Annotated in this window: 11 protein-coding genes and 2 pseudogenes; 11 read left to right on the top strand and 2 right to left on the bottom strand. The window is 38.7% G+C overall.

Annotated features, from left to right (window positions below; all coding sequences use genetic code 11):
- Window positions 1-420: 420 nt before the first annotated feature.
- Complete coding sequence (locus tag MKX49_RS12580) at window positions 421-510, bottom strand: small, acid-soluble spore protein, H family (RefSeq protein ID WP_318292825.1); 90 nt, start codon at window positions 508-510, stop codon at window positions 421-423.
- Between the two features lie 274 nt (window positions 511-784).
- Between MKX49_RS12580 and MKX49_RS28430 the strand changes: the two are divergent.
- Window positions 785-981: pseudogene (locus MKX49_RS28430) on the top strand (IS110 family transposase); the annotation flags it as partial.
- Between the two features lie 14 nt (window positions 982-995).
- Here the strand turns inward: MKX49_RS28430 and MKX49_RS12575 are convergent.
- Window positions 996-2,087: a GntR family transcriptional regulator gene (locus MKX49_RS12575; RefSeq protein WP_340876632.1), complete on the bottom strand. Its 1,092-nt coding sequence runs from the start codon at window positions 2,085-2,087 to the stop codon at window positions 996-998.
- 338 nt (window positions 2,088-2,425) lie between these two features.
- Between MKX49_RS12575 and MKX49_RS12570 the strand changes: the two genes are divergently transcribed.
- The 10 genes and pseudogenes from MKX49_RS12570 to MKX49_RS12525 all read left to right on the top strand — a co-directional run bounded on the left by MKX49_RS12570 (window position 2,426) and on the right by MKX49_RS12525 (window position 17,168).
- Complete coding sequence (locus MKX49_RS12570) at window positions 2,426-4,036, top strand: xylulokinase (protein WP_340876631.1); 1,611 nt, start codon at window positions 2,426-2,428, stop codon at window positions 4,034-4,036.
- Window positions 4,037-4,058: 22 nt separating this feature from the next.
- The gene (locus MKX49_RS12565) at window positions 4,059-4,754 is read left to right on the top strand and encodes an L-ribulose-5-phosphate 4-epimerase (protein ID WP_340876630.1); all 696 of its coding nucleotides are present in this window, start codon (window positions 4,059-4,061) and stop codon (window positions 4,752-4,754) included.
- 51 nt (window positions 4,755-4,805) lie between these two features.
- Window positions 4,806-6,230 carry an L-arabinose isomerase gene (gene araA, locus MKX49_RS12560; protein WP_340876629.1) on the top strand — a complete coding sequence of 475 codons (1,425 nt, stop codon included), beginning with the start codon at window positions 4,806-4,808 and terminating at the stop codon, window positions 6,228-6,230.
- Between the two features lie 308 nt (window positions 6,231-6,538).
- Complete coding sequence (locus tag MKX49_RS12555; protein ID WP_063590904.1) at window positions 6,539-7,933, top strand: sugar porter family MFS transporter; 1,395 nt, start codon at window positions 6,539-6,541, stop codon at window positions 7,931-7,933.
- A gap of 256 nt (window positions 7,934-8,189) precedes the next feature.
- Complete coding sequence (locus MKX49_RS12550) at window positions 8,190-9,245, top strand: aldose epimerase family protein (protein WP_340876628.1); 1,056 nt, start codon at window positions 8,190-8,192, stop codon at window positions 9,243-9,245.
- Window positions 9,246-10,068: 823 nt separating this feature from the next.
- Window positions 10,069-10,752: a C40 family peptidase gene (locus MKX49_RS12545; RefSeq protein ID WP_340876627.1), complete on the top strand. Its 684-nt coding sequence runs from the start codon at window positions 10,069-10,071 to the stop codon at window positions 10,750-10,752.
- A 748-nt stretch (window positions 10,753-11,500) separates the two neighbouring features.
- Entirely contained in the window at window positions 11,501-12,337 is an 837-nt protein-coding gene (locus MKX49_RS12540) for an alpha/beta fold hydrolase (RefSeq protein ID WP_318292822.1), read from the top strand.
- A gap of 1,055 nt (window positions 12,338-13,392) precedes the next feature.
- A pseudogene (locus tag MKX49_RS12535) lies at window positions 13,393-13,931 on the top strand (FecCD family ABC transporter permease); the annotation flags it as partial.
- A gap of 262 nt (window positions 13,932-14,193) precedes the next feature.
- The gene (locus MKX49_RS12530; protein WP_340876626.1) at window positions 14,194-15,996 is read left to right on the top strand and encodes a cache domain-containing sensor histidine kinase; all 1,803 of its coding nucleotides are present in this window, start codon (window positions 14,194-14,196) and stop codon (window positions 15,994-15,996) included.
- A gap of 5 nt (window positions 15,997-16,001) precedes the next feature.
- Window positions 16,002-17,168 (top strand): response regulator, encoded by a 1,167-nt coding sequence (locus MKX49_RS12525; RefSeq protein WP_340876625.1) that lies wholly within the window; start codon window positions 16,002-16,004, stop codon window positions 17,166-17,168.
- Window positions 17,169-17,172: the final 4 nt, after the last annotated feature.

The raw sequence follows: 17,172 nt of genomic DNA, 5'->3' as shown, positions 1-17,172 counted from the left end.
TGGGAATAGTCTTTTTAAATATCGTAGATTCTAAGGGAAAAGAAAAACGGTAGATGATTATGCGCTTGCTTATGTTGGTGTTGGAATGGTTGAAATAGTAATTGTTAGTTTTGCTCCTGAATTGATGATGACGGGCCAACATTGGTTTCTACGTTAGGTACCGTAGTAGCAGGATCTGCTATCTTATTATTCCCAAATTGCGAGGGATGTGGGTAAAAGCGGGAATCCGCCAGCAAAGAGGTGGCAAAGAGATATAGTGTAGACTTAAACAAGGGGATAGATTGTTAACGAAGATGGTCCATGAACTGAATCTAACATGAAACCATAACCGAAGGTGGAAGTTAATTAATGTATCGAAGAAATATGGACAAATTACTGTTCTTATAAGCTGGTTACAGACACACTTTGTTTTTTCCTTGGTTAATCAAGTGAATGGATTGCACCTGTTCCATTTTGTTCATCTACATGCTCAATGTAGATACTTTCCTCGTTGCAGGTTACGTTAGCCATATTTGTTGATTAAGTAATCTCTTCTGCTCGTTTAGCTACCCCATTTGGTTTGCAACAGTTATACTATTTGTTCCAATTTCCTTAGATATGGTGTTTTATTAAAAATTACTGAACTAATGGGTCTTGCTTTAAAAAGGGAGGTTGCTGTGGCAGCCTTTTTCTTATGGAACAAAACGGGTTCAGCTTTTAAAAAAATAGGGCTCCTCAGTGAGATATGAGTAAGACACCACACTAACTCAAAACCCTATGAGGAACCCTAATATGAAGTTTTAAAATGCAAGATAAACAAAATCAACTAAACGATAGAATTTCCATTGAAGTGGATATTGCCCAACAATTACATGTGCTAGAGCAGTGAATTCCCGTGGAATTGTAATCGTAGACCCATTTGCATTTGAAAATAATGAAGATGGATTTGCTGGTTTAATAAAATGGATGGAGGCAGCCATTGTGGGAGTAGAGCCTATAGGCATCAGACACTAAGGTTATTGTATGTCTAACTCTTTGACAGTTTCGCCTTCAATTAACACTGGCTGATAATAGGTTTCGTTTGGTAAATCCTTCTTACCTTGTAATTTCTTAATGACCCAATCAGCTGCATCATGTCCCATTTGTTCTTGTGGGTGTGTCAATGTCGTTAGTTTGATATTGGCATTTTTCGCAATATAAGAATTGTCCTGGCCAATAATTGATAATTGTTCGGGAATAGAAATATCAAGTTGTCTGCATACATTTACTGCTTCCAACCCTACCTCGTCGTTATAGCAAACAATGGCAGTCAGCACGTCTCTATTTTCATTTAGGAACTCTTTCAAGTTCGTGTATAGGTCCAGCTTCGTTTCTGTAGTATACGAAAGCAATTGTTCTGGTTGAAAGCGTAATTTGGCTTCTCCAAGTGCTTTTATATACCCCTTCATTCGATACTTTCCTTGTAAATCATCCATTTTCGAAATGAGTCCAATTTGGGTATGTCCTTTCGAAATCAATTCTTTTGTTGCGAGGTAGCTTGACTGCACATCATCCAGGCAAAAGAAAGGGACCTCTAATTCTTCATAATAAGCGTTGATCATGATGAATGGAACCTCTTGTTCCTTAAATGATAGGTAGTAACCGATGTTGGGATTGTATAGATTGCTTTTTGTAGGTTCAATGATCATACCATCCACGCCAAATGACAACATCATTTCCAAGGCTTTTTTTTCTTGTTCGACATCATTATTTGTACTGGCTAATAGTAACGAATAATTATCTTCATTCAATCTTCTTTCAATTCCGCGGATAATAGAAGGGAAAATGTAATCAGAAATGTAGGTCGTGATTACACCAATCGTTTTATTTTTGGAATTGCCACCAGATTTTGATTGATATTGGTTACTAACATATGTGCCAGATCCTTTTTCACTTCTCAAGAATCCCTCGTTTGATAATTCTAAAATGGACTTTCGTACAGTGTGTCGGCTAACGTTGTACATTTCTTGCATGACGGATTCAGTAGGAATTTGTTCCCCTACACTATATTCACCTGTAAGGATTTTATTTTTTAAATCATCAATGATTACCTGATACTTTGGTTTCATTAAATCTCACTTCTTCCATAGTTGTTTGCATTCTAATTTATGCGCTTAAAATATTTGTGCGGACATATTTTAACATAATTTTTGAATGAATTAAAACAAATCATCTTATTTTTTGTATAAAGTTGTAAATTCCCCCTATTTACCTTTAGGTTTCATGTCGGATAACTTCCTTTAATCCTAATTTATGACTTTAAGGTGAGGATGGAGTATTTCGCTTTGAAGTTGTAAGTATAAATAATATAAAACGTTGACAAATGTACGTACAAAAAATATAATATGGTTGTTAATAAATTTAAGCGCCTCCTTTTATTGAAAGCGCTGACAGAAGGGGGATTAACGTGCAAACAAATATATTAAAAATTAAACAAGCTATTACCGGGGGAGAAACTTCACTTGGAATCGAATTTGGATCCACTCGTATTAAAGCGGTGTTGATTGATAATCATCATGAAACTATCGCATCTGGAAGTTATGAGTGGGAAAACCTCTTGGAAGATGGAATTTGGACGTACAACTTAGTGGATATTATCACTGGTCTGCAAACAGCTTATAGTGAAATGAAGCAAGAAGTTGAACGGAATTATGGAATTACCATTCGGAAAATAGGTTCTATTGGATTTTCTGCAATGATGCACGGGTACATGGCTTTTGACAGTACAGGGGAGCTACTGGTTCCGTTTCGGACTTGGCGTAACTCTACAACAGGTGTTGCAGCAAAAGAACTAACTGATCAATTTCAATTTAATATCCCTGAACGATGGAGTATTGCTCACCTTTATCAAGCGATATTAAATGAAGAGAAACATTTGCCTCGCATTGATTGTATTACGACTTTGGCTGGATACATTCACTGGTTATTGACTGGAAATAAAGCAATTGGCATTGGGGATGCTTCAGGCATGTTCCCAATTGATGAATCAACGCAAGATTACAATGAATCAATGGTCAAGCAGTTTGACGATTTAATTGCGACGAAAGGTTATCCTTGGAAGCTAAAAGAGATTCTTCCTAAAGTCTACATTTCAGGCGAGCAGGCGGGTGAATTGACCGAAATTGGAGCGAAAATCCTGGATAGATCAAGAAATTTACAACCAGGCACTCCAATTTGTCCACCGGAAGGCGATGCTGGGACTGGAATGGTTGCTACGAATAGTGTGAGGAAACGTACCGGAAACATCTCAGTAGGAACTTCCGTTTTTGCGATGATTGTACTAGAGAAAGAACTTTCAAAAGTATATCCAGAAATTGATCTTGTAACTACACCAAATGGAAGTCCCGTTGGAATGGTACACGCGAATAACTGTTCAAGTGATCTCAATGCTTGGCTAGGATTGTTCCGTGAATTTTCTGAGGCAATGGGACAAAAGGTTGATATAAATAAATTATTTGAAGTAATGTTGAATAAAGCTTTGGAAGCGGATCCAGATGGTGGCGGTTTGCTTAGCTACGGTTATTTCTCAGGTGAAAATATCACAGGATTAGAAAAAGGGCGACCATTATTTGTCCGCTCGCCTGAGAGTCAATTCAATTTAGCAAACTTTATGCGGACTCACCTTTTTACTGCTTTCGGTGCATTGAAAATCGGAATGGGTATTTTGACAAAAGAAGAAAATGTTGCAATTGATCGTATTTTGGCTCACGGTGGTTTATTTAAAACCCCTCTTGTTGGACAAAAAATTGTTGCGGCTGCAATGAATGCTCCAGTATCAGTTATGTCAACAGCAGGAGAAGGCGGCGCGTGGGGAATGGCGATTCTTGCATCTTACATGATGAATAAAGATCAAAAAGAAAGTTTAGAAGACTTCCTTGACAAAAAAGTATTCGAAGAGGCTGATGGGCAAGAAATTTATCCTGATCAAGTAGATGTTAAAGGATTTGAAGCATTTATTGAAAGATACAGGAAGGGTTTAGTGATTGAGCAGGCCGCTGTAGACAATTTGATGTTATGAGTGGAAAACTGGAGGGATTGACGTGTTAGAACAACTGAAAGAAGAGGTATTTCAAGCAAATTTGGACTTGCCTAAATATGGACTCGTGAAATATACATGGGGAAATGCGAGTGCCATTGATCGTCAAAGCGGTTTATTTGTTATCAAACCTAGTGGTGTTGATTACGAAACGATGAAAGCCAGCGATATGGTTGTTGTTGATTTAAATGGCAATGTTGTTGAAGGAGAGTTGAGGCCTTCATCAGATACAGCGACTCACGCAGTACTTTATAGATATTACCAAGAAATCGGCGGCATTGTGCATACTCATTCAACTTGGGCGACAATCTGGGCTCAAGCAGGCCTTGATGTTCCAGCGATGGGTACCACTCATGCAGACACATTTTATGGATCCATCCCATGTGCCCGCTACCTAACACAAGAGGAGATTGATCGTGGTTACGAAGTGGAGACTGGGAAGTTAATCATCGAAACATTTGAAGAGCGCGGGTTAGACATTTTAGCCGTTCCTGGTATCTTACTTCATGGTCATGGTCCCTTTACTTGGGGGAAAGATGCAAAATCCGCCGTAATGAATAGTGTGGTGTTGGATGAAGTTTCGAAAATGAATTTATTTACACGGGAATTAAATCATTTTGCAAAAGAATTACCACAAAATATTTTGGATAAACACTATTTACGAAAACATGGAAAATATGCTTATTACGGTCAAAAGTAAGATCAACTCTATCAAATTATCAACCTATTAGATAAAGAAAAGAGGCTTATTATGTTAACAACAGAAAAAAAGGAATTTTGGTTTGTCGTAGGATCACAACATCTATATGGGGAAGAAGCGTTAGCAGAGGTCAAGGCGAATGCACAAACGATAGCAGATGCATTAAATGAAAGCGGTATTTTACCCTATCCACTTGTACTGCAAGATTTAGCTGTCAGTGCAGATAAAATAACAAGCATCATGAAAGAAGTCAATTATCGTGACGAAGTTGCCGGTGTCATCACTTGGATGCATACTTTCTCACCTGCAAAAATGTGGATTCGTGGAACAAAATTATTACAAAAACCATTGCTTCATTTAGCAACACAATTCAATGAAAGTATTCCTTGGGCAACGATTGATATGGACTTTATGAACCTGAACCAATCCGCTCATGGTGACCGTGAATATGGTTTTATCAATGCTCGTTTGAAAAAACAAAATAAAGTTGTTGTAGGTTATTGGGAGCGTCATGAAGTGCGACAGCAAATTGCACAATGGATGGACGTAGCGGTTGCTTATAACGAAAGCTTCAACATTAAGGTCGCTCGCTTTGGAGACAACATGCGTAACGTTGGAGTAACCGAAGGGGATAAGATTGAAGCGCAAATCCAATTTGGGTGGACAGTTGACTATTTTGGAATCGGAGACCTTGTTCAATATGTAAATGCGGTTACTGATGAAGAAATTGATGCTTTATTTGCAGTATACGAAGGCCATTATGAATTTGATTATGGTACCTACAGTAGGGAAAATTGGGAGAAAAGCGTAAAGGTACAGGCAAGCTATGAAATTGCGATTAAACGTTTCCTTGATGATGGTGGTTACACGGCCTTCACAACGAACTTCGAAGATTTATATGGGATGAAACAACTTCCTGGTCTTGCCGTCCAACGTTTGATGGTACAAGGATATGGCTTTGCGGGTGAAGGAGATTGGAAGACGGCAGCACTTGCTCGCTTACTGAAAGTGATGAGCCATAACCAATCAACTGGATTTATGGAAGATTACACATATGAATTAGCTGCTGGACAAGAATCAATCCTTCAATCACATATGCTCGAAGTCGACCCATCTTTAGCAAGTAACAAACCAAAAATTGTCGTATCTCCATTAGGTATAGGTGATCGTGAAGATCCAGCACGTTTAGTATTCGACGGCAAAGCAGGAGACGGTGTCGTTGTTTCCATGGCTGACTTTGGTACAAACTATAAACTTTTGATTAATGAAGTTTCTGCATTCGAGCCAACAGTTCCAGCACCAAACCTGCCAGTGGCCCGTGTACTTTGGGAAGTGAAGCCAAACTTCCAAGATGGAGTGAAAGCTTGGCTTGAGAATGGTGGCGGTCACCATACAGTTGTTTCATTGAATTTAACAACAGACCAAATCATAACCTATGCCAAACTTGTTGGCTTGGAATACGTAGTTATTAAGTAATGTCTCTCCCTCCAAGGAGGCTCCGCTTCCTTGGAGGGAAAAAATAGGTAATCCAGAAGTTGAAGAATGGATATAGTGACCATTAGTATGATCCCTTTATTTTCGTAAGCGTTTTCGTAGTTTTTAGGGAAAAGATGAAAGCGTTTTAATAGACAATGACGACACGGAATTTATCCTAATAAATATTTTTACGATGGAAACTGGCATGTATTTGTGGTTTGAAAACACTATTATTATTTCTCAAAAAGCAATCAATATTTTAGTAGTGGGATTAAATATAATTTTAAAACCTTTAGGGGGGAACTTAAATGGTTAATGAAAAGAAAATCTCAAGTGGATTCATTTATTTTTTTGGGGCTTTTGGAGGCATTCTCTTCGGTTATGATATCGGCGTTATGACGGGTGCTTTGCCTTTTCTGCAACATGATTGGAACCTTCAAAACAACCCAGGTGCCATTGGCTGGATTACCTCTTCGTTGATGTTTGGAGCTATTTTTGGAGGGGCCATGGCCGGACAACTTTCTGATCGTTTAGGACGGCGCAAAATGATTTTAATATCTTCTATCATTTTTGCTGTTGGATCCATTTTGGCAGGAATATCCCCTCATAACGGGATCCTTTTTATGATTGTTGCCAGGATTTTATTAGGGTTGGCTGTTGGAGCTGCTTCTGCGTTGGTCCCAGCCTATATGTCGGAAATGGCGCCTGCACGTTTACGTGGACGTCTGTCAGGAATTAACCAAACAATGATTGTCTCTGGAATGTTGCTTTCCTACATTGTCGCTTATTTATTGAAAGACTTACCAGGGACAATGGCATGGCGGTTGATGCTTAGTTTGGCTGCCGTACCTGCTTTGATCTTATTTATTGGAGTGTCAAGGTTACCCGAATCACCACGTTTTTTAATTAAGAACAATAAAATGGATGAAGCTCGTAGGGTGTTGGGCTATATTCGCCCTAACAAAGAACAAATTGATTCTGAAATAACACAAATACAAGAAACTGTTAAAGAGGAAGCAAAGGTAAATCAAAAAGCATCATGGGGTACCCTTTTAAGTAATAAATACCGTTATTTAGTAATGGCTGGTGTGGGTGTTGCTGCGTTTCAACAGTTCCAGGGAGCAAACGCAATTTTTTATTACATTCCTATGATTGTGGAAAAAGCAACAGGGCATGAAGCCAGCTCAGTATTGATGTGGCCAATTATTCAAGGGGTTATACTCGTACTAGGTTCATTAATATTCCTAATGATTGCTGATAAATTTAATCGCCGTACTTTATTAACAATCGGCGGAACGATTATGGGGCTATCCTTTATTTTGCCGGCCATATTGAATGTATTAATTCCTAATGCAAACCCGATGATGATGGTTGTTTTCTTAAGTATCTATGTAGCTCTTTATTCATTCACTTGGGCTCCATTAACTTGGGTCATAGTTGGAGAAATTTTCCCGCTGGTAATTCGCGGGCGGGCGTCAGGAGTGGCTTCATCATTTAACTGGATTGGTTCCTTCTTGGTTGGCTTGCTATTTCCGATCATGACCGCTTCGATGTCTCAAGAAGCTGTTTTTTCAATCTTCGGTGCTATTTGTTTACTTGGTGTTTTATTTATTCGGACATGCGTTCCTGAAACTCGAGGTCATACTTTGGAGGAAATTGAAAAAATTGGGGAAAGTAGACAAGCTAAGGGGAAAAGTGCTTAAATTAGAACTATTAAGGTTTTGAGCGGAATTAAAAGAAGCTATACGCGAATAGAAGAGATTTTAAATCAGGGGGACATAAGGGAAAATACTTCATCAAGAATATGTTGATTTACTCATATGATTCCTTTTCTTAGGCCCGAGGTTGCTACTTCGGGCTTTACAATTATTAAAAATGTTAGCTGAACTTTTAGTGCAATTCATGGTGTTTTAGCTTTTATTTATATGAAGGAATTTAATAGGGAAGGAGCCGATAAAAATGAAAGTATCACAAAGCTCGTTTGGAAATGAAGTCTTGCTGTTTACGATAGAAAATGATCATGGAGTAAGAATGGAAGTTACGAACTTTGGTGCAAGAATCGTCAATCTGTTCGTCCTAACGGAATCGGGTCGTAATAATATCGTATTGGGATTTGACTCGATTGAGGATTACAAAAAAGAAACGTATTATGGAGCAACAATAGGAAGAGTCGCTGGAAGAATAAAAAATGGCGAATTTTCAATTGGTGAATCACGTTACCAAACAGCTGTAAATCAATTAGGGAATACATTACACGGTGGCAGTCCTGGATTCGATGAAAAAATCTGGGATTATGAAGTGAAGGAGACGGATGAAAGTGCATCGATCATCTTTTCAACCCACTCACCTGATGGCGAGAATGGTTTTCCGGGGAATTTGAAAGTAAGTGTGACTTATACATTGGACAACTTAAATATTTGGTCAGTGAGCTATCAAGCAAAAAGTGATAAAGACACAGTTTTTAATCCGACCAATCACGTCTATTTTAACTTAACAGGGCATCCCAGCAATCCAATCGATGATCATTTCTTACAAATCTTTTCTGAAGAATTTGCACCAGTAAATGAAGATACCACGGTAACTGGGGAAAAGCGAAGCACAATCGGCACGCCTTATGATTTTCGAACCCCGAAGAAATTAAAATCAACCTTTGAAGCCAATGACGCAGAAGTTAAAAAAGTTCAAGGGATCGATCATCCATTCTTCCTTACGTGCCCAGGACTTCATCAAACTGCAGCCAAATTAATTAGTCCTGACCAGAAAATAACAGTCGAGGTATACACAGAAGAGCCTGCGGTTGTCATATACACGGCAAACTTTGTGAAAGATGTGCCACTTATGCACGGAGAAAAATTAATTCAACATGGCGGAATAACGTTTGAAACCCAAGCTGCTCCAGGGGCGATTGAGTTTGAAGATTTTGGGGATATTCTTCTTTTAGCAGGCCAAAATTATACTTCCCAAACAAAATACAAAATTGAGGTCAGTACCCACTCAGCTGAAGGTTCCAGTTAGTGTTAAAGAGTTGAATTGGTTGATTTCGTTTCGATAATTTTACATAGATTCGGCTGCTAGTTAGGATCAACATCAGTGACTGTAAGAACGATCGAGCATAGCTCGTGACATGTAGCGGGTAGGATTCCCGCCGAATAAGAATTAGCCATTCACTCGAACTGAGTTTTCGAGGATAGAGGATAACTTATATCTTTAAGCGTAAACAGTTAGATAGTGGGCTGTAAAACTAAGGTTAAAGATAAGCCCCCATTTAAACAGCACATATTCTATACGTAGCACCTCCTGATACAATCCTTGTATCAAAGGAGGTGCTTTTCCTATGCCTCAAAAAAATTAACGATTGTTTCGTACAAATCATTCACTCGATTGTTTTGTACGAAACAAGGCAGGAATTCTACAAGAATGGAATGGCATCACGAAAAATATTCAGGCAGTTATAGTCGTGAGCGATATGCCTTTGTTAGACACCACCTAATTTAAGGGTAAGGGGATGTTTATTTTACTTAAATGGAATATCCCAAATTAAATAACTTCGATGTATTTAATAAGCTCAAGGATTTGTAACTAGTGAAAAAATAAAATGTAAGGAGTGGAGAATATATTACAGTACGAGGAGACTATCCAAACAGGATGGTTACTACTATAAAAAGCAAGGAATTTACTCTTAATTAATACCTTTCGAAAGCATGAGCGATATTTTGGTTATTTTGTATTTTATACTCACTTTATGTATGCATTTGTAATAATAATGTAAAATTAGGTAAATATGTGTGTCACTTAAAGATGATAAAATGATAAAAAAGAGATTTAATCGGGGGAGAAAATGAAAAAAATCATAGCATCTTTTGTTGTTTCTGGATTGTTACTATCAAATCCGTTGGTTGGTAATGCTGCATTGGGCGATCGTACATTAAAAAGTGGAATGACTCATACAGAAGTAAAACAATTACAAGAGGTTCTAAAGAAAAAACAATATTTTAAGAGTAATAATACAACTAAATATTTTGGGACCGTTACTAAAAGTGCAGTCGTAAAGTTCCAAAAAAGTAAAGGTTTAAAAGCTGATGGTATTGTCGGTCCGAATACATATAAAGCTTTGGGAGTAAAAAAGAAGACCTCCAACGCTAATGTAAATAAAACAAGCAATAAATCTACTGCGATAGTGAAGGAAGCAAAGAAACATTTGAATGTACGGTATGTATGGGGTGGAACTACACCAAAAGGTTTTGATTGCAGCGGATTCCTAAAATACGCTTTCGATAAAGGTGCAAATGTCACATTACCAAGAACGGTATCGGAAATTTATAAAAAGGGGACAAAGGTGTCCAAACCACAAGTTGGAGATGTGGTCTTTTATGAAACCTATAAACCTGGTGCCTCACATGCCGGTATTTATATAGGGGGCAATCAATTCATACACAGCTCCTCATCAAACGGTGTGAGCATTTCCTCCATGGATAATAGTTATTGGAAGAAAAGATATGTAGGAGTAAAAAGAATGTATTAGAGAAAGTGGCCAGTTCTTTTTTGAAGAGACTGGCTTTTCTAGTTCTACCAATAGATTACGATACTAATAAGTCCTGCGGATGGTAGAATCGGTATTAGAACATAAAATTTTTTTAAGATACAATTTTAGCTTTTATTGCTCCCAGAAACACTTGGGTATAATCGATACTTCATTTACCAAATATAAATTCTTTAATTCTCACATAAGACATTCGAGGAAGTTTATAAAAACCGTGAAAGTTTCCCCAGGAGGTTCAGAAGGTAATCTCGCAGGACTTAGCTAAAGTTGGACTCATTATCGTAGCGTTCAAGCTGCGGCTCTCTGTTATCGTAGGGTCTTTTAAACTTTAGCATACAAATTAATTTTTTTGTAAATAACTTAAAATTTGCAGAGTGAAATCGATAAATAAGTCTTGATGTTTTAGGAAGGGCTGTGCTTTTCTAATTCTAACTTAATTGGAGATACCCCAATTGGAGTTGTTTAGAAATCTCTAATTCGATTTTTCAGTTTAAGTTATTCAATCTTTTCAATAATTTACACACCTTGGATTAAACAAATAAATTGTAATCTAATAATATTAATTGATTCGATGTTTTTTGAATAATTTTACAATTCCGATAGTAGGGAATATAATAATCCTATAAACATTTTGCAAAAAAATATTTTAAATGTTTTGGAGTAAAGAGTTTTTTGTTTAGAGAAGCAAGAATATAGGTTTAATAATGAAAATCCATAGGAGGAAAATTATATGGCAAAATTTACTGTAGGTAATGAAAATCATGCTCCAATTGAACTTTATTATGAGGACCATGGTTCAGGGAAACCCGTTGTCTTAATACATGGTTGGCCTTTAAGTGGACGCTCTTGGGAATATCAGGTGCCAGCTCTTATTGAAGCAGGTTACAGAGTCATAACATATGATCGTCGAGGATTCGGAAAATCATCCCAGCCATGGGAAGGGTATGAATATGAGACATTTGCTTCCGATTTACATAAACTGTTAGAACATTTAGATCTTCAAAATGTCACACTTGTTGGTTTTTCTATGGGTGGAGGTGAGGTAGCTCGATACATTAGTACCTATGGAACAGATCGTATTGAAAAGGCTGTTTTTGCTGGAGCAGTTCCTCCTTATTTATACAAATCAGAGGATAATCCTGAAGGAGCATTAGATGATGCAACAATTGAAGAATTCAAAAGTGGCGTGATAAATGACCGCCTTGCATTTCTTGACAAATTTACGAAGGGATTTTTCGCGGCGGGTAATCAAACAGATTTAGTTAGTGAGCCATTCCGTTTATATAATCGGGATATTGCAGCCAGTGCCTCACCTAAGGGAACGCTCGATTGTATAACGGCCTTTAGCAAGACAGATTTTAGAAAGGACTTGGAAAAGTTCAATATACCTACTCTTATTATTCACGGTGACTCTGATGCAACTGTACCTTTTGAGTTAAGTGGAAAACGGACATATGATTCCATTCCTGGTAGTAAGCTCGCTTTAATAGTGGGTGGTCCGCATGGATTAAACGCAACTCATCCAAAAGAATTTAATGAGGCGTTACTAACATTTTTAAAAGATTAATAAAGTAATGACGATCCTATTTCAAATGAGAAGGAGGAGCAGTCTTTCTTTTTTGTAGGTTGTAGGAAAACTCTTATTATGAGGCAGAAGCAGAGTGTTTGCTAGAAGATACTTTTAGTAAATGACTCGTACAAATTATTAATACACTGATATCAGGGATTGATTGGATAATTCTACACTTTTCAATACCCTTTATGTTAACTGCAATTGCATTTTTGGGGTTCTGCTAATAAAAAAGTTAGCTGTGATATATACAGTATTATAGCTATTAGCAGATCTAGGGCACCCCGAGATGTACTTGACCTTAATTGTTATAAATGTATTTCTAAAGAAAAAGGGCAGTCTAATATCTTCCTATTTACAATAGAAGAATCTCGTTAAAAAAGGAGCCTTTGCCCAAAGTGACAAAGGCTTACTTCTATATTTATTTCCCATTTCCGTCCTTGCATCGAGACCGTGCTTTAACTGAAAGAGTGAATTACTTTTTCTTCTTTCAGTCTCTCTATCAACTGTTTATCCAAATCAATTCTATCTCTACTTTGAATTATTCGATTCGTTTTAAAGTTATATTTATGTGAATGTTTATTTATTTTATTTAAACTAACAGTTACTCCTATAAATGTTAATAGAATCTTCGATATTCAAATGTATACTTGTAGGAAATTTATATTTTGTATAAAATCCTACAGCCGTACCCCATATTAATATAGTCCAGACATATCCTTTTCATAATTCATCATATTTTGAAAAATATCATCTAAAATTAATCTAAATGGAAGATTAATTTTCCTTAATATAGTTACTGAGTTAATTAATTTATTCTCGTAACTATAACTAATGAAGGTGAAACAGTATTGAATTGTTTTATAGGTTCAGGATGAACAGGGCAGGCTACTATAATCTAAATCGGAACTTTATCGGTTTCGAATTAGACAATGATTACTTTAACGAAGCTTCGAATTCTTTACATAAAGATACGACAAGGTAAAGATGTTGTTGCTGTTTGAAACCTTCTGAAGCCATCGAATTACCACCTCTTGTGACAATTAGGATGACGGACTGCGGGAATGCAGCCAGTCAAACTATTATTAACCGGGGCGGGATTTTCTATGGCCTTCTCAGGTCTGATGCTGATCGCCAAAAGGTGGATTTTATTGCAAATTGGCTGTCAGGGAACATATGGGGTGCAGACTGGCCTTTCATTAGGGCCATCCTTCCATGGGCTGCTATTCTCTTCCCCTTTACACTGTACAAAGCGAATCGGCTGAATCTTCTTTGGTTGAGTGAACCTGTGCCGATAGGCATAGGTGTATCAGTTGAAAAAGAAAGGGCGATCCTGTTGCTGACAGCGGTTGCGCTTGCAGCAGCAGCTGTCTCTGTCACAGGAGGCATCGCCTTCGTCGGGCTCAGGGTTCCTCACTTTGCAAGAGCTCTGGTCGGACCTCGAAATCAGCTCTTCCTGCCGGTAGCGATTCAGATCCGCGCCTGGCTGCATACCATCGGAAGAAACATACTGGAACCCAAAGGCATACCTGCGGGGATTATGATCTCTTTAATAGGGGCTCCTTATTTTATGTATTTGTTGACGAAGAGTAGGAGAAAAAGCACAATTTTTGTAAAAGCTGAAGATGTCTTCAGCTTTTTTTGCTTGCCTTATCATCTTCAATTCTCTGGTGCAGCGAAGATTGGAACATAATATAAGCCCGAACTGCGAAATATAACGATACATGCACTTACACGAATCCTACTTAAGCATGATTGACTTGGTTTTTTGATTTGATATAGTTTTAGGATGCTAAAGTGAGAAGATAAGATCAGACTAAAAAAAGAGCCTTCTGCGAAAGGGGGTGCCTCCTGTGAAAAGCATACAAAGCCGTTTATTGATCATGCTGCTGATTTTCATCGTTCTGCCCTATTTCCTGTCCGTTTTTTTCATCTACACTTATACAAAAAACAGTGTGGAGCAGTATGAACTTGAAAACAGCCGAGAGCAGCTTCAGAAGAATGCGGATGAACTGGAGCAGTATTTTGACGACATGATTGATTTTCCATATATTCTGTACCGCAACCCTGATCTGTTTCGGATTTTTAAAAACGGCTTCGAAGACTCCATTTATTTCAACCCTATGACCATGGAAAAGAGTCTCGAAACCTTTTATTTAATGAGAAAAGAATTCCGGCAAATCCGTTTCTATATTGCTAAAAACAATGAGTCATTTACTGTCTATAATGCAATGGTCAGCACACACAGGTATCAGCCGAATTTTCTGAACCAGGACCCGATCAAACAGCTGTATACATCTGACTCACAATATTTGATTGAGCCGCCCCACCCTCTTGAGAATTACAATAATGCAGCCATTATTCCAAAATCGGACAAAACGATGGTGATGACTTTTCACCACAAAATTATAGACGTTCTTTCTAAAAAGTTTCTTGGGATGATTACAATCGACATTGATTTGGGCGAGTACGCCCGCATTTGCAATAACCTTGTCCAGGGAGACGCATCTTCTGTTTTGCTTATTGATTCAAAAGATCGGGTCATGTATGCAAATGATCGTGCCCTGATTGGAAAACCTCTTCCTACCGATGAAAAGCAACGTCTTGACGGGAATAGGAGCCGGCATGATGACGATATTCTCTTATCAAAGGAGTTATCAGGGTCATTGAACGGCTGGAAATTGATTAAGGTCATGTCGAGTCAGGCTTTATATGAAGATGTCAGGAAAACCGCCTATACCAATATCCTTGTCGGCATCGGCGTAGGAATACTGGGTTTGCTGATGATAGGCATTATCTCAAATAGGATTACCCGTCCCATTACGAGGCTGAGCAGCAAAGTCCGCTCCATTGAAGGCGGAAATATGAATGTCCCTTTTGATGATACCAAAAGTGATGAAATTGGCCATTTGGAGTCACACATGAAGGACATGATGAACCGGATCAATTCCCACATTGACCGTGAATATAAGCTTGAAATTGAAAACAGGAAGAACCAGTTCAGGGCGTTAAAATCACAGGTTAATCCTCATTTTTTGTTTAACGCTTTACAATCCATCGGCGCCGTTGCCCTTAGGTCGAATGCACCAAAGGTCTATCAATTGCTGACCTCGCTGTCCAAAATGATGCGCTACTCAATGCAGGCAGATCAATGGGTACGGGTCCGGGATGAAGCTGAGTATACAAAAGCGTACCTCTCCCTTCAAACAGAGCGTTTTGGTGAAAATGTAAGTTACTCGGTCAATATCGATGAGTCCATTTTGGACATGACTATTCCAAGTATGATTCTGCAGCCCCTAGCAGAGAATTTCTTTAAACACACATATGAGGAAGGTTACAGCAACGCTCATTTGTCCATTAGCGGGGAAAAACAAGGAAACGATCTGTGCTTTACTGTCGAGAATGATGGTCCGGGTCTGACGGAAGAAGAGCTTCAGACTCTACGGGAACATATCTATACACCCCCTTACGAAGGGACTTATTCGCATGAACATATAGGCCTGAAGAATATTCGTGACAGGCTGCTTCTAGGGTATGGATCAAGTGCAGAAATGAAAGTAGATTCGAATGACGGACAGGGGGTTTCCGTCAGCATGAGGATCCCGATAAAGACCGCCCTTGGGAATGATAAAGACTTACTTCAGGAAAGGAGATGAACACAGTGAAAGCACTGATTGTCGATGATGAATTCAATGTGCGGGACGCCATACGCCATTTAGGGCAGTGGGAAACTTACGGCATCACCAAGCTATTGGAAGCCAAAAATGGCCATGAGGCAAAATCACTGATTGAGAAAGAACGCCCTGAGATTATCTTTACTGACGTGAAAATGCCCGGTATGGGCGGAATTGAACTGATTGAGTGGCTGGATTCCATTTCCTATCCGGGGAAAGTTATTTTCATTACTGGATATAACGATTATTCCTATATGCGCAAAGCCATTCAGCACAGCAGCTTTGATTACCTGCTGAAGCCGATTGAGTATGAGGCGTTCAATCATACACTGGAAAAATCGGTACAAGCCTGGAAGGATGACTTTGAACATGCAGAAGTGCTGGAAGATGTGAAAAAACTGCGGAGAAACCAGTTAGCCACTGCGATATGTCTGGGGGACCGTTCAGATTCAATCAGCCTTGCCGAGTTTCTCCCTGAATCGGAGGGCTATAAGCTGACACTGCTCTCCTTTTACCAGATGCACAATCCGGATCTATATATCCAAAAGCTGTCTGATGAGCTTACGGACCGCAAATTAGGCAATGCGTTTTCCCTGCAGACGGATCTTAACCTCTGCCTTGTTATCACCATTCGCGATCAATGGCTCTCCGTTGAGGAATGGATCAGCCAGAAGTTCGATATCCCTGTAAGGCTTGTACCTGAAGAGCAGGTCGAAACTTTATCGGATATCAGGACCTCGTTTCAGGCTCTGCAGAAAAAGCTCGAGGAACAAAACTTCCGATCGATCCACCGTCTGGATGAAATAGATGCCGCTCGCCGCATGGAAGACATGGTTTCCTATGTTGACATGTATTATATGGAGGATTTGAGTCTGGAAAAGCTGTCGAATGTTTTCTTTTTAAGCCGCGAGCATATCTCAAGAAAGTATAAGCAAGAAACCGGTATGACCCTGTCCAAATACATCACGGAGCTTAGAATCAGCCAGGCAAAGTCGTGGCTGAAACAAAAAGACAAAAGCATTTACTCCATCTCGACCATGCTTGGCTATCAAGATGAAATCTACTTTTCAAAGCTATTTAAAAAGGTCGTCGGCATGACGCCTTTTGAGTTCAGGAACAAGAACGATCAACAAGAATCGAATCAAAAGGGGTGACATG

Origin of the sequence: Peribacillus sp. FSL M8-0224, assembly GCF_038003055.1 — a bacterium.
Classification (GTDB): Bacteria; Bacillota; Bacilli; order Bacillales; family DSM-1321; genus Peribacillus; species Peribacillus frigoritolerans.
The sequence above is the reverse complement of the archived record's forward strand: the minus strand, read 5'-3'. Positions and strand labels throughout refer to the sequence as shown.

Excerpts from the sequence above, each read along its gene's own strand:
- MKX49_RS12580 (WP_318292825.1), bottom strand. The coding sequence starts at position 510 with ATGGCTAACGTAACCTGCAACGAGGAAAGTATCTACATTGAGCATGTA.
- MKX49_RS12575 (WP_340876632.1), bottom strand. The coding sequence starts at position 2,087 with ATGAAACCAAAGTATCAGGTAATCATTGATGATTTAAAAAATAAAATC.
- araA (WP_340876629.1), top strand. The coding sequence starts at position 4,806 with ATGTTAACAACAGAAAAAAAGGAATTTTGGTTTGTCGTAGGATCACAA.
- MKX49_RS12555 (WP_063590904.1), top strand. The coding sequence starts at position 6,539 with ATGGTTAATGAAAAGAAAATCTCAAGTGGATTCATTTATTTTTTTGGG.
- MKX49_RS12550 (WP_340876628.1), top strand. The coding sequence starts at position 8,190 with ATGAAAGTATCACAAAGCTCGTTTGGAAATGAAGTCTTGCTGTTTACG.
- MKX49_RS12545 (WP_340876627.1), top strand. The coding sequence starts at position 10,069 with ATGAAAAAAATCATAGCATCTTTTGTTGTTTCTGGATTGTTACTATCA.
- MKX49_RS12540 (WP_318292822.1), top strand. The coding sequence starts at position 11,501 with ATGGCAAAATTTACTGTAGGTAATGAAAATCATGCTCCAATTGAACTT.